Below are 19,473 nucleotides of genomic sequence, written 5' to 3'. Positions count from 1 at the left end.
CGGGCACCCGCGCGTGCCACCGCCGCGGGAACGAAGAAGGACCCGGATGCCGTGGCATCCGGGTCCTCCGTTCCTTCAGTGTGCGATCACTCGACGCGGTGCAGCGAGCTGCGGCGACGAACAGCCAGACCGAGGCCGAGCAGAGCCAGGGCGGCGAGCACGCCCGCCCCCATCCACGCGGTGTCGGTGCCGGTCACGGGAAGCGCACCGGAGCCGCCGGGAGCGTTGCCGCCCGCATCCGCTCCGTCGCCGGCGCCCGATCCCGCGCCCGAACCGTCACCCGCGGCCGCGTCGGTGACACGCAGCGGCACGGTCACCGTCGCGCCCGACGCCGTGGTGAGGGTGACATCGACGACGTCCGGCGCATCCGTCGGCACGTCCAGCGCGATCTGCGCCGCGCCGTCGACGACCGGGAACGACACCGGGGCTCCCCCTCCGACCGTCGCGGTCACCTCGGTCGTGAGCGGGCTGCCGAGCGAGGTCAGGTCGAGACCCGACACCGTGAACGCGGCCTGCGCACCCCGGCTCGTCTCGGCCGGCACACCCTGCACCTGGACCGAGCGAACCGCGAAGTCGGGGCTCAGTCCCGGGTTCTGCTGCAGGTAGGCGATCCACCCGTCGCGGTCGATGAGACCCGAGTCGCGGGAGTCGGTGCCTTCGGCGAAAACCGAGAACGCGTCGCCGCCCTGCAGCAGGAAGCTGAAGGAGCCGACCCGGTAGGTGGCGGCCGGATCGATCGCCGCACCGTTGATCCATACGCCCGTGATGCGCTCGCCCGCGGGCCGCGCGGCGTCGTAGGTGTAGCGCACGTTCTCCGAGACGCCCAGGGCGAGGGTGGCCTCGCGACCCGCCGCATCGCCCCACTGCTGCTCGAGGAGGCGGCGCACCTGGTCTCCCGTCAGCGCCGTGGTGCCCAGGTTGTTGACGAAGGGAAGCACCGCGTTCGCCTCGGCGAAGGTGATGACCCCGTCGTCTCCGCGCAGGAGTTCGGCGCGCAGACCGCCCGGGTTGACCACGGTGATGTCGGCGCCGCCGCGAGCGGGGTCGCTCAGGGTCGCCAGCAGCGCATCGGCCACGAGCGAGCCGAGCGCCGAGGGCCGCGACCGGTCGTCGCGCTTGCCGCCCGCGTAGACGCCGTCGACGTAGGCCCCGCCGGTGAAGGCGGTGGTGATGTCGGCGTCGACCGAGCCCACCGGCTGCGATCCGACGCGGTCGGCGTCGGCGAGCGCCGCGGCGACGATGTCCGCCACCTCGGCCACGCGCGGGTATCCGGCGATGAGCTCGGCGTCGAGGGCCGCGCTGTTCTCGGCCGTCTTCGCCGGGTCGCCATCGACGACCTCGCCCGCGAGACGCGGCACGTTGCGGGCGGTGTGCCCCACGACCTCGCCGCTCTCGCGGTCGACGCTCAGCACGATCTGGCCGATGTTCTCGCCGTAGCTTCCGGTCTGCAGCACCGGTCGCGTGCCGTCCGTGCCGGGGACCGGTGCATCCCAGACGTACTCCTCGTGGGTGTGCCCCGTGAAGATCGCGTCGACGTCGGCGTCCGTCTCGTCCACGATGCGCTCGAACGCGCCCCCCGCGGCGAGCGCGTCGTCGAGCGACCCGCCCTTCGCGGCTCCCTCGTGGTACTCGGCGACGATCACGTCGACCTGGTCGCGGATCTCGGCGACCACGCGGTTGACCTCGGCCACCGGCTCGCGGAACTCCACGCCGCTGATGCCACCGGGTGTCACGAGCGAGGCCGTCTCCTCGGTGACCGCACCGATCACGCCGACCCGAAGGCCGTCGACCTCGAAGATCTCGTAGCCGGGGAGCAGCGGCTCGCCGTTGCGGTAGACGTTGGCCGTCAGGTACGGGAAGTCGGCGAGATCGCCGACCCGGCCGACGAGGTCGTCGGCGCCCTTGTCGAACTCGTGGTTCCCGACCCCGGATGCCGCCAGGTCGAGCGCATTCAGCACGTCGATGGTCGGCTTGTCACCGGCGTTGGAGGAGGCGAACAGCGACGCACCGATGTTGTCGCCGTTGGAGAGGAACAGCGTGTCGTCCTCGCCGCCCGCCGCGCGGAGCGACTCGATCGTGCCCGCGAACTTCACCGTGTTGGCGTCGATGCGGCCGTGGAAGTCGTTGATGTTGAGCAGGTTGAGCTCCGTCGTCGACGACAGGTCGAGACCCACGACCACGGGGTCGTGGTCGCTGGAGCGGTACGGGGACTCGTCGTAGAAGTTCAGCGCGTTGTAGTTGAAGCGGCTGTACTCCAGGGCGAGCGCCTCGACGGCGTTGATGTTCCAGATGTCGACGCCGGTCACGAGCTCGCGCGCCGAGGGCGAGGCGAGCACGTGGTCGAGCGACCCCGACTGCCCGCTGAACGAGTACGAGTACTTGCCCGTTCCCGCCTCCAGCGGCTCGAAGCCGAACGAGCGCAGGGTCTCGATCGGATCCTCCTGCGTGTAGGCGTTGAAGTCGCCGAGCAGGAAGACGTCGTCGGTTCCGACCGCTGCCGACCGCTCCGCGGCGAAGGCTCCGAGGGCCTGCGCCTGGCGCACGCGGTCGCCGTTGAAGGCGCCTTGGATGCCGTTGGCGTTGTCGCCGGTCGCCGCGGGACGGCTGTCCCCCTTGGACTTGAAGTGGTTCACGATCGCGAGGATCTTGGCATCCGCGTCGTCGACGGGGGCGAAGGCCTGGGCGAGCGGCTGCCGGGCGTTCGAGAAGGCCGGGTCGTCCAGGATGACGCTGTCGCCGATCGGGGCGACGACGGCCTTCTTGTAGATGAAGGCGGTACGGATGACGTCCTCCGACGCCGGAAGGTCCGCCGGCGAGGGCACGAAGGTCCACTCCTCGGCATCCAGCGCCGCATTGAGGGCGTCGACGAGGGTGGACAGGGCGTCGTCGCGGTCCTTGCCGAAGACGGCCGAGTTCTCGATCTCCTCGAGCGAGACAACGTCGGCGCCCAGTCCGTTCACGGCGGCGACGATCTTGGCCTGCTGGCGGGCGAGGTTCACCGCGTCCGCTGCTCCGCGGGGGCCGGGAGCGGGGCAGGTGTCGGCCGTGATCGGGTTGCCCTCACGGTCGTCGTAGGTCGAGGTGCACCCGACGCTCTCCGCCGTGGTGGTGAAGTAGTTGAGCACGTTGAAGCTCGAGATCTTCACCGAGCCGCCGACCGGCTCCGGGGCCGCCGTGCGGGTGTTCGCGAAGGTCGCGGGCTGCACGCTCGCGGCGTTGTCGACGGTCAGCTGCTGAGTCGGCTGGAACTTCCAGGCGTTGTTGCGGTAGTCGAGGATCACCGGACGCGTGAAGGTCACGGCGGCACCGACGCGCACGGGGTCGGTCAGCGACACGTACGGGAGAGGGACGTCCTTCGCGGTGGTGAGGAAGTTCAGCGAGGCACCGTCGTCGAGCACGACGGCGCGGGCCTTGTTGGCGGCGACGGCAGCGGCGTAGTCGGGTGTGTCGGGACGCGCCACGTCGGTCGGCGTGCGCAGCGGGGTCGTGCCCGCCGCCAGCCCCACCTCGGCGTACTGGTTCGTCGAGTAGCTGTTCGTCACGGTGAAGTCGCCCTGCGGCGCCAGCAGCATGCCCTCGAAGCGCTCGCGCTCCTCGTCGTTCTTCGGCCACGTGATCTCCGCGGGGGCGACCGGGGCGGCCTCCTCGGTGAGGACGCGGACACTGGCGGCGTCGGCGGTGAGCTGCGTCTGTCCGGAGAACTCGCCCGCGATTCCGGTCACCTCGACGTGGTCGCCGATGGCGACGGATGCCGCGGCGTCGGAGCCGTAGACGAAGATCGCGTCGGAGGCGGTGTGGGTGGCGACGTCGACCGCGCCTCCGGTTCCCTCCGTCTGAAGGAAGAAGCCGTTGTAGCCGCCGGTCGGGTACGCGGCGGTCACGACGCCGCGGGTGGTGACCACGGTGCCGTCGAGCGGTGTCGTCGCACCGGTCCCCTGGATCTCGCGGATCGGGGTGACCTCGCCGGGGACGGGCGTCGTCGGAGAGGGTGAGGGCTCCTCGGTCGGCTGCGGCTCGGGGGCGGCTCCCCCGGACCCCTGCGGCGTCACCGTCGCGGTGTTGGTGAAGTCGACGGAGTTGTCATCCGTGTCGACGAAATCGATGCGCACGAGGGAGTTCGGGGTGCCGTTCGGGCCGTCGACGACGGCCGGGGCGGTTTCGAAGCTCACGCCGGCGCCGTAGCCCAGGAAGTCGACGACGCGGTCGTCGTCAACCGAACCGGCGGGCAGAGCGAGCGGCTCCGTGACGTCGGCGAGGAAGAGCTGTCCGGTCGTCCCCGACGGGTTCAGCCCCGCGCTGGTGGCATCGGTGGCGGGCAGAGGGGCACCGACGTCGCCGTTGCCGTTGCCGGGGAGCGCGATGAGGTAGTAGCCGCCCGCGGCGATCGATCCGCTGAGCGCCTGAGTGTTCGCGCCCGAAGGTGCATCGACGTTGGAGGCGGAGCGGTACTGCAGCGACCAGCCGGTCAGGTCCTGCGCGGTGTCGCCGGCGTTGTACAGCTCGACGAACTTCTTCGCGTACGGCGCGCCGGCGCTCCCGCCCTTCAGGTAGGCCTCATTGATCACCACCTTCGCGCCGTCGGCCGCGAAAGCGGGCAGGGGGGCCAGGGCGGAACCGAGCAGAGCGGCGCCGAGGGCGGCGCTGAGAGCGGTCATGAAACGGCGCGCGGGCGCGCCGGATGAAGCGATGAGCATGGGTCTCCAGGTACCGACGCACGAGTGGACGCGTGAACGAGATCGACGTCGGATGGGGGGATCGACGGGGGGGGGTGTTCTCAACGACCGTAAACGATGCCCATACGTTTTTCCCAGACTTCTTTCGTTTCCATTCGGTGAATTCCGGTTCCGCAGCAGCGGACACCCGGTTCCACGGCGCGCGAGGGACCACGGTGTCCCACATCGGCACGTCGCCGCGTCGCGGCGGAGACGACAGAACCCCGGATGCCGATCGGCATCCGGGGTTCTGGGTGTCGCGAAAGCGACGGTGTGTCTGAAATTACTTCAGGGTCACCGTGGCGCCAGCGGCCTCGAGGGCCTCCTTTGCCTTGTCGGCGGTCTCCTTGTTCGCGCCCTCGAGCACGGCCTTGGGAGCGCCATCGACGACGGCCTTGGCCTCGCCGAGGCCGAGCGAGGTGAGCTCGCGGACGACCTTGATGACCTGGATCTTCTTGTCACCGGCGGCCTCGAGGACGACGTCGAACGAGTCCTTCTCCTCGACCTCTTCGGCGGGGGCGGCGCCACCGGCGGCGGGGCCGGCCACGGCCACGGGGGCGGCAGCGGTGACGTCGAAGGTCTCCTCGAACGCCTTGACGAACTCGGACAGCTCGATGAGCGTGAGCTCCTTGAACGCGTCGAGCAGCTCTTCGGTGCTGAGCTTAGCCATGTTGTATCTCCTTGATCGGGTTAATCAGCCGGGCCGGGTCAGGCCGCGGTGTCCTGCTTCTCGCGCAGCGCGTCGACCGTGCGAACGGCCTTCGACGGAAGCGCCTGGAAGACGTATGCCGCCTTGGTCATCGTCGCCTTCATCGCGCCGGCGAGCTTCGCCAGCAGGACTTCACGGCTTTCGAGATCGGCGAGCTTGTTGACCTCATCCGCGGTCAGAGCGGCGCCATCGAAGTAGCCGCCCTTCACCACGAGCTGAGGGTTAGCCTTGGCGAAGGCACGCAGGCTCTTCGCGACGGCGACGGGGTCGCCGTGCACGAACGCGATGGCGGACGGGCCCTTGAGCTCGTCATCCAGTCCCGTGACCCCCGCGTTGGACGCGGCGATCTTGGTCAGCGTGTTCTTCACCACGGCGTAATCCGCGTCCTGACGGATGTCGTTGCGCAGCTGCTTGAGCTGGGCAACCGTCAGACCGCGGTACTCGGTCAGCAGAACGGCGGTCGAGTTCTCGAAGTTCTTCGTGAGCTCGGCGACCGATGCATCCTTCTGCGCCATGGCCACTCCTTGTGTGTACGAGGCGCTCCGCGGAGGCGGGGCGCCGGCCGAAGACACCGGGGTCCGGACAAAAAAGAAGAGCTCCGGCGCAGGCGCACGGAGCTCGGAAGAGTTTCGTTTACCTGCGTAGGTCCCCTGCTTTTCAGCAGACGCTTCGATCGACATGCGAGCACGACGATGACCGACGGTCTTTGGCTTGGTCACTACTGTACCCGACCCTCGCTCCGCGCGCCAATCCGCCCGCGCACCGCCGCGGCCACCGCCCCGCCCTCGCGCCCCACCGTCGCTGCCGCCCACCATCACCATCGACGGCGACCCGATGCCGCTCGGCGGGCGGCCGCCCGACATGCGCGGCGCGGTCGACGTAGACACCGGACTGAAGACGCAGGCAGCGGCCCTCCCCTGACGCCGGCGCAAGCTCGTGGGCGCCGGTCCTCCCGCCGCAGGGTGGGCGCGCCTACGACACCCGCGGCTCGGGCAGCAGCGCCTGGGTCATGCGCACGATGCGCGACGGCGTGCGAGCGCCGAGCCACACCGTGCACACCGGCGCCTCGCCGCACGCCCACTCGGCGCACCAGGCGTGGATGGCCTGCGCCAGACGCTCGCCGCGCGGACGAAGCTCGCCCTCGAGCGCGCGATCGAGCCAGCTCACCCGCCCGTCCCCCGCGTCGATCACGCCGACCTGGTCCGATCCGCACACCTCGACCACGACGGTGAGGTGCGCGACGGGAGACAGGGCGGCGGCGATGCGTCGCATCTCCGGCACGTTCTGCGCGTCTCCCCCGAGGAGCACCGCACCTTCGAGGTCGCGCCAGAGGCCACCGTCGGGGCGCCGCAGCATCTCGGGCTTCGCATCCATGCGAACAACTTAGGTCACCCTTACCTCGCGGACAAGACCCGGATGCCGACGCGCCGGGGCTCGCGTGCGCTCCACGGCCGGACGGGGTTAGGGTCGAACGCATGTCCCCCGAGCTCGTCGCGTCGCGCAGCGCCGACCTCGACGCTCGCATCGTCGCCGATTCCCGTGATCGCGTCGCCTGGATCCGGGCCCGCTCGCGCGGGATCACCGCCACCGACGTCGCGGCGCTCACCAGCGCCAACGCCATCGCGCGGGCAGCGGATGCGAAGCTCATGGGCTCGAATTTCTCGGGCAACGCCTTCACGGCCCACGGCCGTCGACGCGAGCCCGAGATCGCCGCCTGGGTGGCCGCGACGCACGGCATCCGCCCCTCGTCGGCGCTGTATCACGCGGTCGTCGAGAAGAGGCACCTCGCGACCCCCGACGGCGTCGTCGTCGACGGGGAGGGTCGCGTGATCCTCGCCGAGATCAAGACCACCAACAAGGCGTGGCGCTCGATCCCCAAAACGTACATGCGCCAGATCTGGTGGCAGCAGCACGTGCTCGGCGCCGAGCGCACGCTCGTGGCCTGGGAGCAGCACGACGGCTTCGTCCCCCTGCACGACGAACCGCGCTGCCAGTGGATCGAACGCGATGAGCGCGAGATCGCCAAGCTCGTGGGCCTGGCCACCTCGCTCATCGACGAGCTGTACCGCCGCACCATGCAGGCGCGCCAACCGGTGCGACCGGAACCCACCGAGAGGTATCGCGCTCTCGCGCTCGTCGATTAATAGTTGACGCAAGTCAAGCAACAGGCGTATCGTTGACATCAGTCAACTAATCGCGCCAGCGTCGTCGCGGCATCCATCCCCCTTTCGTGGAGTTCCGCATGACCACCACCTCCCCCGAGACCGTCGCGCCGCGGCGCGTGCTCCCGGCCCTCATCGGGCTGCTGCTCGGCACGTTCGTGTCGATGCTCGCCTCGACCGTCGTCTCGACGTCGCTGCCCGTCATCGTGCACGACCTGTCCGGCGACCAGAACGCCTACACCTGGGTCATCACGGCGACCCTGCTGACCACCGCGATCTCCACCCCCATCTGGGGCAAGCTCGCCGACCTGTTCAACCGCAAGGTGCTCATCCAGGTCGCGATCGCGATCTTCGTGCTCGCCACCGCCGCCGCCGGCTTCTCGCAGAACACCGACATGCTCATCGGCTTCCGGGCCGTTCAGGGCCTCGGCGCCGGTGGCCTCGCGGCCCTCAGCCAGGTCATCATGGCCGACATCATCAGCCCGCGCGAGCGCGGTCGCTACATGGGCCTCTTCGGTGCCGTCATGGCCGTGGCCACGGTCGGCGGCCCCCTTCTCGGCGGTGTCATCACCGACGCGTTCGGCTGGCGGTGGAACTTCTTCGTCGCCCTCCCCTTCGCCGTCGCCGCCCTGCTCATCCAGCAGCGCACGCTGCACCTGCCGGTGCGCGCGAAGCGGAAGGTCAAGATCGACTACCTCGGCATCGTGCTGCTGTCGACGGCCGTATCTCTACTGCTCATCTGGGTGACCAACGCGGGCAGCACGTTCGAGTGGGCCAGCACCGAAACGCTGCTGATGGTCGGCGGAGCCGTCGTCGCCGCGATCCTCTTCGTGGTCGTCGAGCTGCGCTCGTCGGAGCCCCTCGTGCCGCTCAACCTCTTCCGCGACGCCACCTTCACCCTCGCCACGATCGCCTCGATCGCGACCGGCCTGGCGATGTTCGGCACCTCGGTCTTCCTCAGCCAGTACATGCAGATGGCCCGTGGCGCCACGCCCACCGAGGCCGGCGTCATGACCATCCCGATGATCGGCGGGCTCCTGGTGTCGTCGATCGTCGTGGGCGCGCTCATCTCGCGCTTCGGGCACTGGAAGCCCTTCCTCATCGCGGGAGGCGCCCTGCTCATCGCGGGCTCGTTCCTGCTGTCGACCATCCACTACGACACCAACTTCGCACTCGTCTCGATCTACATGGCCCTGCTCGGCGCCGGCGTGGGCATGACGATGCAGAACCTGGTGCTGGTCGTGCAGAACACCGCGAACCCCACCCAGATGGGTGCGGCGAGCTCGGGAGTGACGTTCTTCCGCAGCCTCGGCGGCACGATCGGCGTCTCGGTCATGGGTGCGGCGCTGGCGAGCATGGCGACGAGCCTGTTCACCGACCGCGCCGACGACCTGAAGACCGCGATCATGGGGCTCGGCGAGAAGGGCGCAGCCGTCGCCCAGTCGCTGCAGTCGGGTGCGATCCCGCAGGTCTCGACGCTGCCCGAGAGCGTGCGCGTGATCGTCGAGGACATCTACGCCCAGTCGATCGCGCACTCGTTCCTCATCGCCGTGCCCGTCGCCGTGGTGAGCCTCATCGCGATCCTGTTCCTGCCGAACCGCCCGCTCACCCGCATGACGACCACGGAGCGCGTCGCCGCGAGCGAGGCCGACTTCGCCACGGTCTCGGTGCCCGAGGGCATGGCGACGCTCTCCGCGACCGGAACCGTGCCGACGCAGGATGCCGCATCCTCGCACCGTGCGCGCCGAGACGCCGGGATGGGAGAGGATGTCTGACGTGATGAGCGACGTGGACGATGACCGCCGTGAGGCCGTGCAGGCCCTGGAGTCGTCGTTCTCCGAGCTCATGACCGTGTTCCGCCGCTTCGTCTCCGAGGCGGCGGAACGGGTCAGCCCCGGGATGCTCCCGGCCACCTTCAAGGCACTGTCGGTGGTCAGCCGCTTCGGCCCGCTCACCCTCTCGGCTCTGGCCGAGCGGCTCGCCGCCGACAAGGGATTCCTCAGCCGCTCGATCACCGAGCTCGAGGATCTCGGGCTCGTGACCCGCACGCCCGACCCGAACGATCGCCGCTCGCGTCTCATCGCGGTCACCGAGATCGGGCACAGCCGCCTCGCCGACGCCCGCGCCCCGCACGAGAGCCGGTTGTTCGACGCGATCGCCGACTGGTCGATCGACGACATCCGCCACCTGTCGACCCTGCTGCACGCCCTCGCCGTCGGCGAGGTCCCCGCACGCGGCTGAGCGGCCCGATCGTCGAGGCCCCTGACGCGGGGTGTCCCCGGCTTCGCGACACGGTGACCGAGGTGTAACACCGTCGAGACAATGGCGCGCTTGACTGTGGAGACCGCGGCGGAGCCGCCGCGACACCGCCGCACGCGAGAGAGAGCGCCCGATGAGATTCCGATCGACGCGTCCCGAGGCCGCCCTCCACCCCGCTCCGGCGGTTCCCGAAACCATGGATGCCGTGGTCCTCGACGAGCCGGGAGCGGCCGAGACCCTCCGCGTCGATCAGGTCGCGGTGCCCACCCCGGTCCTCAGCGAGGTCCTCGTGCGCGTGGTGGCCGCGGGAGTGAACCCGATCGACGCGAAGACCCGCGCGGGCCGCGGAATGTCGTCGGCGATCGACTCGTGGCCGGCGGTTCTCGGTCTCGACGTCAGCGGGGTCGTCGTGCGGGCGCCGTTCGATGCCCACCCGTTCCCCGCCGGCACCGAGGTCTACGGCATGGCGGCTGTTCCGCGCACCCCGGGGACCTACGCGGAGTACGTCGTCGTGCCCACGCTCTCGCTCGCCCGCAAGCCCGTCTCCCTCTCGCACGTCGAGGCCGCGGGCGTGCCCGTCGCCGCGCTCACCGCGTGGGGGATCGTCGTCGAGACCGCCCTCGCCCACCAGGGGCAGCGCATCCTCATCCACGCCGGGAGCGGAGGCGTCGGTCACTTCGCCGTGCAGTTCGCCGCCTACTTCGGTGCCCACGTGATCGCCACGGGCTCGCCCCGCAACCTCGACTGGCTGCGCGAGCTGGGCGCGGCGGAGGTCGTCGACTACACCTCCACGCGCTTCGAAGACGTCGTCGGCACCGTCGACGTGGTCATCGACCTGATCGGCAACGTCTCCGACGACACCGGCACCCGATCGCTCGACGTGCTGCGACCCGGCGGGCTCCTGATCGAGGTGCCCACCGGCGCGTGGCCCGGCTTCCGCGAGGCGGCCGCGGCACGCGGCATCCGTTCCACCGACTTCAAGACCATCCCCGATGGGGGCGCCCTGGCCACGATCGGGCGCCTGCTGGATTCGGGCGCCGTGCGCGTGTACATCGAGCGCGTGTTCGACCTCGACGAAGCGGGGCAGGCGCACGCCGCGATCGAGCGGGGACACACGCGCGGCAAGGTCGTGCTGCGCGTCAGCGACGACTGACTCAGGCTCCCGCGAGACGGCGGCGCCCCTCGGACACCACCTCCTCGGCCACGAGATCGAGAAGGGGCGACGTGAGGTTCCACTGCTGCCAGTAGAGCGGCACGTCGATCGCGTCGTCCGCGAGACGCACGAGAGTGCCGGCCTCGAGGCCCGGTGCGGACTGGAATCCGGGCAGGAGCCCCCACCCCAGGCCCAGTTCGATCGCGGTCGCGAAATCCTGCGAGGCGGGAACGCGATGGCGCGGAGGATCCCCCGCGACCACCCCACGACGGGCGAGCCACTGCGTCTGCAGATCGTCGCGGCGGTCGAAGTCGACCAGTGGTGCCTTCGCGAGGGCCTCGGCATCCGCTCCGCCCGCGAACCAGCGCGCGGCGAACCCCACCGTCGCCACGGGCTCGTAGCGGAGGATGCCGAGGGGGCGCACGCGGCAGCCCGCCACCGGCGCTTCGCGCGAGGTCACCGCCGCCATCACCGTTCCCGACTCGAGCAGCCCCGCGGTGAAGTCCTGATCGTCGCGGTGGAGGTCGAACACGACCGCGTGCGCGGCCGCCACCCGGGCCAGGGGCGGGAGGAACCACGTCGCGAGCGAGTCGGCGTTCACCGCGAGCGGGAGGGAGGCGGTGGCCCCGCCCTCCGCCCCGATCGCCGTCAGGGCGTCGTGCTCGAGGAGGGCGAGCTGGCGCGCGAGACGGACGACGGCGTCACCGGCCTCGGTCGTGCGCACCGGCTTCGACCGTACGAGCACGACCCGGCCGACGCGGTCCTCCAGCGTGCGCAGGCGCTGGCTCACCGCCGACGGGGTGATGTGCAGGCGACGCGCCGCGGCATCCAGGGTGCCCTCCTCCACGACGACGGCGAGGGTTCGGGCGAGATCGAGCGGGATCGACATGAAGCGATGCTAACGGTGATGCAGAATCCTGAGCTGGTCTGCCGATCACTTCGGGCCTACCGTCGGAACGTGCTCGCCTCTCTGCTCGCCGGACTCGGCCTCGGTTTCTCGCTCATCATCGCCATCGGGGCGCAGAACCTGTTCGTGCTGCGCCAGGGCGTGCGCCGCGAACACCTGGTCGCGGTGGTCGCCGTGTGCGCGACCTCCGACGCCGTACTGATCCTGCTGGGCGTGTCGGGCATCGGCGTCGTGCTGCAGGCGGTGCCGTGGCTGCTCGTGGTGGTGCGGTGGGCGGGGGCGGCCTTCCTGCTCGGCTACGCCGTGCTCGCGGCCCGCCGTGCGCTCAGCCCGAGCGGGCAGACGCTGAGCGTCGGAACCGCGGCATCCCCTCCGATCCCGGATGCCGGTGGCACGGCGCTTCGGACCCGCACGACGCTCGCGACGACCGTGCTGACGTGCCTCGCGCTCACCTGGCTCAACCCCCACGTGTACCTCGACACCGTGTTCCTCCTCGGCTCCGTCGCCTCGACCCACGGGGACGGTCGCTGGGCCTTCGCCGTCGGTGCGTGCCTGGCGAGCCTGGTGTGGTTCACCGCGCTCGGCTTCGGCGCGCGCTACCTCGGCAGGTGGCTCGACACCCCGCGGGCATGGCGCATCCTCGACGCGCTCATCGCCGTGGTCATGGTCGCGATCGCCGTTTCGCTCGTGCTCCCGCACTGACAGGTACCGCGTCGCCCCGGGGGCCGACACTCCCCGCGCGTCGTGGCGTTCGGGGCGGAATCCGAGCATCCCGACGCGAAACGCCGCCCGGGACTCCGCGCATCCCCCGCGCCCATCGTCGACGCGACGACAATGGATCGATGCGAACAGTGACGATCACCGTGACCGGCCGCGTGCAGGGCGTCGGCTTCCGCTGGGCGCTGCGGGCCGAGGCGCAACGCCTCGGGACGCGGGGCTGGGTGCGCAATCAGAGCGACGGTGCCGTCGAGGCGCTCGTCGCGGGTGACCCCGACGCGGTCGAGGGCGTCATCGCGTGGGCGCACGAGGGACCGCCGTCGTCTCGGGTCGCCGATGTCGACGTGCTCGAGAGCGGGGAGTCCGTGGACGTGCCCGAGGGCTTCGAGATCCGCGAGACCGTCTGAGGCGACGCCCTAACCCGGCAACCCGGCCCGCAGCTCGGCGAGCACCTCGCCGGCGTCGTCGAGGCGGCTGAGCCCGGCGGCCTGCCCGGCCCACAACGACACCAGCTCGCCATCGCCCGACGCGGTCGCCGCCGCACGGAACACGCCCGTGAGCCAGTTCTGCGCCGGGAACGGCGCGATCATCCCCGAGGCCTCGATCTCGCGCACCGCCCGGTTCGGGATGCCACGCGCCAGCCGACCGCTCATGGCCCGCGTCAATCGCGTGTCGGTGTCGGACGCGGCGGCGATCGCGGCGCGATGGCCGGCCGTCGCGGCGGACTGGCGCGTGCGGAGGAACGCGGTGCCCACCTGCACCCCCTCGGCGCCGAGGGCGAACGCCGCCGCGACTCCGCGACGATCGGCGATCCCGCCCGCGGCGATGACCGGCGCGGCGACGGCATCGACCACCTGCGGCACGAGGGCGAAGGTCCCCACGAGCGAGGCGGCGGGATCCGCCAGGAACGAGACCCGGTGCCCTCCCGCCTCCGCTCCCGTCGCCACGATCGCGTCGACGCCCACCGCGTCCAGCGCACGGGCCTCGGCGACCGAGGTGGCCGTGCCGATCACGGCGATCCCCCGCTCGTGCGCGCGCGCCAGGGTCTCGGCATCCGGGACGCCGAAGACGACGCTCAGCACATCCGGTCGCGCCTCGAGAACGGCGTCGAGCTGCGCGGCGAAGGGCGGGACGAACTCCTCGGGCGGGGTGGGCACGGGCACGCCCGCCGCGTCGAACAGCGGACCGGCGGCGTCGAGGAACGGCCGCACGTCGACGTCGTCCGGGGCGACCTCGTCGCCGCGCGGCATCCACAGGTTCACCGCGAAGGGGCGCGTCGTCGATCGGCGCAGTCGGTCGATCGTGTCGCGGATGCGAGCGGGGGCATAGCCGTAGAGCCCGAACGACCCCAGTCCCCCTCCGTCGCTCACCGCCGAGGTCAGCTCGATCGACGACAGTCCGCCGAACGGGCCGAGGACGATCGGCAGATCGATGCCGAGCGCGGTCTGCAGGCGGTTCACCCTCCCAGGGTGCCACGCGAGACGGTCGAGCGGCCCGATGCCGCGGCTCACTCCGGGTCGGGCCCGTCGAGCGGCCGAAGCAGGCGGTCGAGGAAGCGCCGCGTGCGCTCCTTCTGCGGCTGCGTGAACAGCTTCGCGGGAGCCCCACGCTCGACGATCGCGCCCTCGTCGAAGAACAGCACCTCGTCGGCGACCTCGCGCGCGAAGCCGAGCTCGTGGGTGACGATGACCATCGTCCACCCCTCGTTCGCGAGTTCGCGCAGGACCTTCAACACCTCGCCGACCAGTTCGGGATCGAGGGCGCTCGTGGGCTCGTCGAAGAGCAGCAGATCGGGCTGCAGGGCGAGTGCCCGCACGATGCCCACGCGCTGCTGCTGACCGCCCGACAGCTCCGAGGGATACGCGTCGCGCTTCTCGGCGAGGCCGACGCGCGCGAGCAGGCGCTCGGCGTTGGCGACGGCCGTCGCCTTCGGCACCCCCTGCGCCTGCACGGGACCCTCGATGACGTTCTCGATCACGGTGAGGTGCGGGAAGAGGTTGTGGTGCTGGAACACCATCGCCGAACGGGCGCGGACCGCGCCGCGATCGGCCTTGGCCACCTTCTGCGCGAAGTCGACCCGCGGCCCGCCGTCGAACGCCACGACACCCTCGTCGGGCGTCTCGAGACCGTTCAGGCAACGCAGCACGGTGGTCTTGCCCGACCCCGAGGGACCGATCAGCACGAGCACGTCTCCGCGGCGCACCTCGAGGTCGACACCGTCGAGCACGCGGTTGGCGCCGAAGCTCTTCGTCAGCCCCGTGACCGTCAGCAGCGCGGGGGTGGGATCAGTGGGCGACATGGCGGTCCAACCTCTTCTCGAGGGCGTTCTGCGCGAACGACAGCACCAGGCAGAACAACCAGTAGATGAGTGCCGCCTCGAGGTAGACGGCCATGAATTCGTACGAGAACGCCGCGATGTTCTGCGCCTGGCGGAACAGCTCCGACACGAGGATGAGGGATGCCAGCGACGAGTCCTTCACGAGCGAGATGAAGGTGTTCGACAACGGCGGCACCGACACCCGCGCGGCCTGCGGGAGGATGATGCGCGTCAGCGTCTTCGCCGGCGACAGCCCGACGGTGTGGGCTGCCTCCCACTGTCCGCGCGGGACGGAGAGGATCGCCGCCCGAATGACCTCCGCCGCGTACCCGCCGACGTTGAGGGAGAAGGCGATGACGGCGGCGGGGAACGGGTCGATCACGACGCCGACCGCCGGCAGACCGTAGAAGATCACGAACAGCTGCACCAGCAACGGCGTGCCGCGGATGATCGAGATGTAGAAGCGGGCGAATCCCGACAGCACCACGTTCGGCGACAGCCGCAGGAGCGCCATGAGCAGCGCGATCACGAGACCGATCGCGAAGGAGGCCAGCGACAGCGGGATCGTGCCCGTGATCCCGGCCACCACCATCGGCCAGAACGAGTCGAGCAACAACGTCCACAGGTCGTTCATGGGCCTCCTTCTTCGTTCGGGGCGCGCGTCTCACGCGAGCACGGATCATCCGCCTCTCACGCTAGGGGGTGCGAGGCGGATGATCCGTGGGGTTTACAGCGCGTGGATGCGCGGGGGTGTCACTGGGTGACGTCGGCGCCGAAGTACTTCTCGCTGATCTGGGTCAGCGTGCCGTCGGCGCGCAGCTCCTCGAGGGCCGAGTTCACGGCATCCGCGAGCTCGTCCTGCCCCTTCTTGAAAGCGAAGGCGCTCTCGGAGGTGTCCTCGGTCTCGGCGGCGATCTTCAGACCCGTGGGGCTGTTGGTCTTCTCGTAGTCGAGGTAGGTCAGCTGGTCATTGATCGTGGCATCCACGCGGCCCTGCTTGAGCAGCGCCACGGCCTGCGCCCAGCCCTCGACGGCCTCGACCTGGGCTCCGCTGGAGGTGGCCAGCTCGTACCAGTTGCTCGTGAGCGACTGCGCGGTGGTCTTGCCCGACAGGTCGGCGAAGCTCGAGATCGAGTCGTCGTCCTCGGTGGTCACGACGACTCCACGCGAGACGGTGTAGGGCGAGCTGAAGGTGTACTTCTCCTGGCGCTCCGGGTTGATGGACACCTGGTTGGCGATCACGTCGAAACGACCGGCGTCCAGGCCCGCGAAGATGGCATCCCACTGGGTCTCCTGGAACTTCACCTCCAGGCCGAGCTTGTCGGCGACGGCCTTGGCGATCTCGACGTCGAAGCCGGTGAGCTCGCCCGCACCCTCGTGGTACGAGAACGGGCGGTAGGTGCCCTCGGTGGCGACCGTGAGGGTGCCGCCCGAGACGAGGTCGTACTCGGAGCCGGCGTCGGACGAGGCGCCCGAGGTGGTTCCGCCGCTGCAGGCGGTCAGCGCGAGGGCGCTCAGGCCCAGGGTGGCGGCGAGGACGGTCAGACGACGACGGGGCATAGCTGTTCCAGACATGTGTGATGTGGGGATGACGTTCGGGGGGTGCGGGGCAGGACGACCGCGACCCTCCAGCACAACACGTCGGCGGGTGATCGTCTTCCCGGATGACGTTGTGTTGCACGTTCGTGCACGGCGCGCACGCAGAAGCCCCGCCGGCACGAGGCGCGGCGGGGCTTCTGTGAGACGAACGTCAGACGATGGCGTTGACGTCCAGCGGGATGCCGGGACCGAAGGTGGTCGAAACGGCGCCCTTCTGGATGTAACGGCCCTTCGAGCTGGACGGCTTGAGGCGGACGATCTCCTCGAGCGCGGCCTTCAGGTTCTCGTCGAGCTGCTCGGCCGAGAACGAGGCCTTGCCGACGACGAAGTGCACGTTGGCGTGCTTGTCGACGCGGAACTCGATCTTTCCGCCCTTGATCTCCTCGACGGCCTTGGCCGGGTTGGGGGTCACGGTGCCGGTCTTGGGGTTCGGCATGAGGCCACGGGGTCCGAGAACCTTACCGAGGCGTCCGACCTGGCCCATGAGCTCGGGCGTGGCGACGGCGGCGTCGAACGAGGTGTACCCGCCCGCGACCTTCTCGATGAGCTCGGTGCCACCGACCTCGTCGGCGCCGGCGGCGAGGGCCGCCTCGGCCGCGGGGCCGTTGGCGAAGACGATGACGCGCGCGGTCTTACCCGTGCCGTGGGGCAGGATGACCGTGCCGCGGACCATCTGGTCGGCCTTACGGGGGTCGACCGAGAGCTTCAGTGCGACCTCGACGGTCGAGTCGAACTTCTTCGAGCCGGTCTCCTTCGCGAGGGCGACGGCCTCGGTCGGGGTGTAGAACGTGTCGGCCGCGATCTTCTCAGCAGCGGCGCGGAATGCCTTGGACTTGGTAGCCATTGTTATCTCCCTCAGTCCTCGACCGTGATGCCCATGGAACGGGCGGTGCCGGCGATGATCTTCGAGGCGGCCTCGATGTCGTTCGCGTTCAGGTCGGGCTGCTTCGTGGTGGCGATCTCGCGGACCTGGTCCTTGGTGAGCTTGCCCACCTTGACCGTGTGGGGCGTCGAGGAGCCCTTCGCGAGGCCGGCGGCCTTCTTGATGAGCTCTGCAGCCGGGGGCGTCTTCAGGATGAACGTGAAGCTGCGGTCCTCGTAGACGGTGATCTCGACGGGGATGACGTTGCCGCGCTGGGCCTCGGTCGCCGCGTTGTACGCCTTGCAGAACTCCATGATGTTGACGCCGTGCTGACCGAGCGCCGGACCGATCGGCGGCGCGGGGTTGGCCGCGCCCGCCTTGATCTGGAGCTTGATCAGGCCGGTCACCTTTTTCTTGGGTGCCATATCCTTTTCCTCTCTCGAGCGGGACCCTCGCGGTTCCCTCTCTCCCGCACGCCCGGCGGTTCCGGACAGCGGTCGTCGCGCGCCGAAGCACGCAACCTTGCCATCATACGCGACGCGGCGCCTTCCGGCATCCCGCGCCCTCCCCTCCCCTCCCCGTGCGTCGCCGCCTATGCGTGCGCCGGTCTTGTGCCCTCATGTGCCGATAAACGCCGTGCGTGCCGAGACACGGTGCGACGCCGCCAGTTTCGGCAGAAACAGCGTTTATCGGCAGAGCGCGTGCCCCGCCCCCATGTGCCGATAAACGCCGTCCGTGCCGAGACACGGTGTGGCGCCGCGAGTTCCGGGAGAGACAGCGTTTATCGGCAGAGCGCGCCCGGCCTCAAGTGCCGATAAACGCCGTGCGCGCCAAGACACAGCGCGACGCCGCGAGTTTCGGCAGAGACAGCGTTTATCGGCGGAGCTCGCCCGGGTTATGCACACCCCGTCAACGCGGGCGTGCCGTTTGCGGCACCCTCGGCGGATGGATGCCGATTCCCCCGCGTTCCGCGGCGCGCCTCTGCCGTTGTTCGCCGCGGCCGAGAGCCCCTCCCTCGGATCGCACCCGTCGCGCGACCCGCAGCTGCATCGCATCCGGCCGGGGGTGTACACGGAACGGGACGGGTGGGCGGCGCTGCCGCCGTGGGACAGATATCTCCTGCGCGTGCACGCGTTCCGGCTCGTGAACGCCGATGCGGTGTTCTCACACGAGTCGGCAGCGGCTCTGCATGGCCTGCCCACCTTCGGTCATCCCCGCCACATCCACCTCTTCGACGGGCGACGGGCGCGCTCGGTGGCGTACGGCGACGTGCGCGTGCACACGAGTGCCGACCGTCGCCGCGCTCTCGACCGCGGCGGCATCCGATGCTCCCCTCTCTCCGACGTCGTGGTGGACCTCGCGCGCGTCCTGCCGCCCGCGTTCGCCCTGGCGGTCACGGATGCCGCCCTCCGGACCGGGGCGGTCACGTCGGCCGAGTTGCACGATCTCGCCGCGGCCCAACGCAATCCGCGAGGTCGGAGGAAGCTCGATTGGGTCTTGGCCCGCGGCGATCCGCGGTCGGAGTCCGTGGGCGAGTCAGTGAGCCGGGCGGTGATGGAGTGGTGCGGGTTCCCCGCCGTCGACCTGCAGACCGAGCATCGTGTCGGCGGCCGCGCCTATCGGTCCGACTTCTGCTGGCCGGAGCATCGCGTCGTCGGCGAATTCGACGGCTGGACGAAGTACGACCGTCACGATCCGGAGGCAGCCGCCGAGGCCGTTCGAGCGGAGAAGACCCGCGAGGACGCCCTGCGGCGGGCGGGGTGGCGCATCGCGCGCTGGGACTACGTCGGTGCGCTGCGGGTCGACGGCCTCCGCGATGCATTGAGGGCGGCGGGCCTGCCTGTGGTGTCACGGGTCGACGGGCGCAACCTTCGCGGCGTCGGTCTCAACCCGCGTTCCGAGTAGCCGCGCGGGGGCATAAACGCCGTGCGTGCTGAGACATGGTCCGAGACCGCGTGTTTCGGCACGGAAGGCGTTTGTCGAGCAGTTTCGAGCCCGGAAGGCTGCGGGGGCGGCGCGGCGCGCCCGGCGGGCAGCGGCGGCGCGGGGGCGTCCGGCTGCGAGCCGGCGCGGCGC

Annotated in this window: 18 protein-coding genes; 7 read left to right on the top strand and 11 right to left on the bottom strand. The window is 70.3% G+C overall.

The window, feature by feature from the left end; all coding sequences use genetic code 11:
- Nucleotides 1–86 precede the first annotated feature (86 nt).
- The 4 genes from RWH44_RS11415 to RWH44_RS11400 form a co-directional block, all read right to left on the bottom strand.
- The gene (locus tag RWH44_RS11415; protein WP_316004659.1) at nt 87–4,655 is read right to left on the bottom strand and encodes an ExeM/NucH family extracellular endonuclease; all 4,569 of its coding nucleotides are present in this window, start codon (nt 4,653–4,655) and stop codon (nt 87–89) included.
- A gap of 340 nt (nt 4,656–4,995) precedes the next feature.
- Nucleotides 4,996–5,382, bottom strand: a complete 387-nt coding sequence (rplL, locus tag RWH44_RS11410) for a 50S ribosomal protein L7/L12 (protein ID WP_058232706.1) — start codon at nt 5,380–5,382, stop codon at nt 4,996–4,998.
- A 38-nt stretch (nt 5,383–5,420) separates the two neighbouring features.
- Complete coding sequence (rplJ, locus tag RWH44_RS11405; RefSeq protein ID WP_243499995.1) at nt 5,421–5,936, bottom strand: 50S ribosomal protein L10; 516 nt, start codon at nt 5,934–5,936, stop codon at nt 5,421–5,423.
- A 457-nt stretch (nt 5,937–6,393) separates the two neighbouring features.
- Nucleotides 6,394–6,795: an SIP domain-containing protein gene (locus RWH44_RS11400; protein WP_298873765.1), complete on the bottom strand. Its 402-nt coding sequence runs from the start codon at nt 6,793–6,795 to the stop codon at nt 6,394–6,396.
- Between the two features lie 101 nt (nt 6,796–6,896).
- Here RWH44_RS11400 and RWH44_RS11395 point away from each other — a divergent pair, with 101 nt between their 5' ends.
- The 4 genes from RWH44_RS11395 (at nt 6,897) to RWH44_RS11380 (ending at nt 10,995) form a co-directional block, all read left to right on the top strand.
- Nucleotides 6,897–7,565 (top strand): YqaJ viral recombinase family protein, encoded by a 669-nt coding sequence (locus RWH44_RS11395; protein ID WP_316004658.1) that lies wholly within the window; start codon nt 6,897–6,899, stop codon nt 7,563–7,565.
- Nucleotides 7,566–7,663: 98 nt separating this feature from the next.
- Nucleotides 7,664–9,358, top strand: a complete 1,695-nt coding sequence (locus RWH44_RS11390) for an MDR family MFS transporter (RefSeq protein ID WP_316004657.1) — start codon at nt 7,664–7,666, stop codon at nt 9,356–9,358.
- Between the two features lie 4 nt (nt 9,359–9,362).
- Nucleotides 9,363–9,824 (top strand): MarR family winged helix-turn-helix transcriptional regulator, encoded by a 462-nt coding sequence (locus RWH44_RS11385; RefSeq protein ID WP_316004656.1) that lies wholly within the window; start codon nt 9,363–9,365, stop codon nt 9,822–9,824.
- A gap of 151 nt (nt 9,825–9,975) precedes the next feature.
- Entirely contained in the window at nt 9,976–10,995 is a 1,020-nt protein-coding gene (locus tag RWH44_RS11380) for an NADP-dependent oxidoreductase (RefSeq protein ID WP_316004655.1), read from the top strand.
- Between the two features lies 1 nt (nt 10,996).
- Here RWH44_RS11380 and RWH44_RS11375 read toward each other — a convergent pair whose 3' ends face one another.
- Nucleotides 10,997–11,884: a LysR family transcriptional regulator ArgP gene (locus RWH44_RS11375; protein ID WP_316004654.1), complete on the bottom strand. Its 888-nt coding sequence runs from the start codon at nt 11,882–11,884 to the stop codon at nt 10,997–10,999.
- A 69-nt stretch (nt 11,885–11,953) separates the two neighbouring features.
- Between RWH44_RS11375 and RWH44_RS11370 the strand changes: the two genes are divergently transcribed.
- On the top strand, nt 11,954–12,604 hold the full coding sequence (locus tag RWH44_RS11370) for a LysE/ArgO family amino acid transporter (RefSeq protein WP_316004653.1): 651 nt from the start codon (nt 11,954–11,956) through the stop codon (nt 12,602–12,604).
- Between the two features lie 140 nt (nt 12,605–12,744).
- Complete coding sequence (locus RWH44_RS11365) at nt 12,745–13,026, top strand: acylphosphatase (RefSeq protein ID WP_316004652.1); 282 nt, start codon at nt 12,745–12,747, stop codon at nt 13,024–13,026.
- Between the two features lie 9 nt (nt 13,027–13,035).
- Here the strand turns inward: RWH44_RS11365 and RWH44_RS11360 are convergent, their stop codons facing one another.
- The 6 genes from RWH44_RS11360 to rplK form a co-directional block, all read right to left on the bottom strand.
- Entirely contained in the window at nt 13,036–14,079 is a 1,044-nt protein-coding gene (locus RWH44_RS11360) for an NAD(P)H-dependent flavin oxidoreductase (RefSeq protein WP_437127290.1), read from the bottom strand.
- A 47-nt stretch (nt 14,080–14,126) separates the two neighbouring features.
- Nucleotides 14,127–14,918 (bottom strand): amino acid ABC transporter ATP-binding protein, encoded by a 792-nt coding sequence (locus tag RWH44_RS11355; protein ID WP_316004651.1) that lies wholly within the window; start codon nt 14,916–14,918, stop codon nt 14,127–14,129.
- Complete coding sequence (locus RWH44_RS11350; RefSeq protein ID WP_298873774.1) at nt 14,905–15,570, bottom strand: amino acid ABC transporter permease; 666 nt, start codon at nt 15,568–15,570, stop codon at nt 14,905–14,907. The genes RWH44_RS11355 and RWH44_RS11350 overlap by 14 nt, the downstream gene beginning before the upstream one ends.
- A gap of 119 nt (nt 15,571–15,689) precedes the next feature.
- Nucleotides 15,690–16,496: an amino acid ABC transporter substrate-binding protein gene (locus RWH44_RS11345; RefSeq protein ID WP_298873775.1), complete on the bottom strand. Its 807-nt coding sequence runs from the start codon at nt 16,494–16,496 to the stop codon at nt 15,690–15,692.
- Nucleotides 16,497–16,686: 190 nt separating this feature from the next.
- On the bottom strand, nt 16,687–17,379 hold the full coding sequence (rplA, locus tag RWH44_RS11340; RefSeq protein WP_298873776.1) for a 50S ribosomal protein L1: 693 nt from the start codon (nt 17,377–17,379) through the stop codon (nt 16,687–16,689).
- An 11-nt stretch (nt 17,380–17,390) separates the two neighbouring features.
- The gene (gene rplK / locus RWH44_RS11335; RefSeq protein WP_013585556.1) at nt 17,391–17,822 is read right to left on the bottom strand and encodes a 50S ribosomal protein L11; all 432 of its coding nucleotides are present in this window, start codon (nt 17,820–17,822) and stop codon (nt 17,391–17,393) included.
- A 520-nt stretch (nt 17,823–18,342) separates the two neighbouring features.
- Here rplK and RWH44_RS11330 point away from each other — a divergent pair.
- Nucleotides 18,343–19,302, top strand: a complete 960-nt coding sequence (locus RWH44_RS11330; RefSeq protein WP_316004650.1) for a hypothetical protein — start codon at nt 18,343–18,345, stop codon at nt 19,300–19,302.
- Nucleotides 19,303–19,473 lie beyond the last annotated feature (171 nt).

It is taken from the genome of Microbacterium phycohabitans, from assembly GCF_032464935.1.
Lineage (GTDB): Bacteria > Actinomycetota > Actinomycetes > Actinomycetales > Microbacteriaceae > Microbacterium > Microbacterium phycohabitans.
This window is presented reverse-complemented; position numbering and strand designations above follow the sequence as displayed.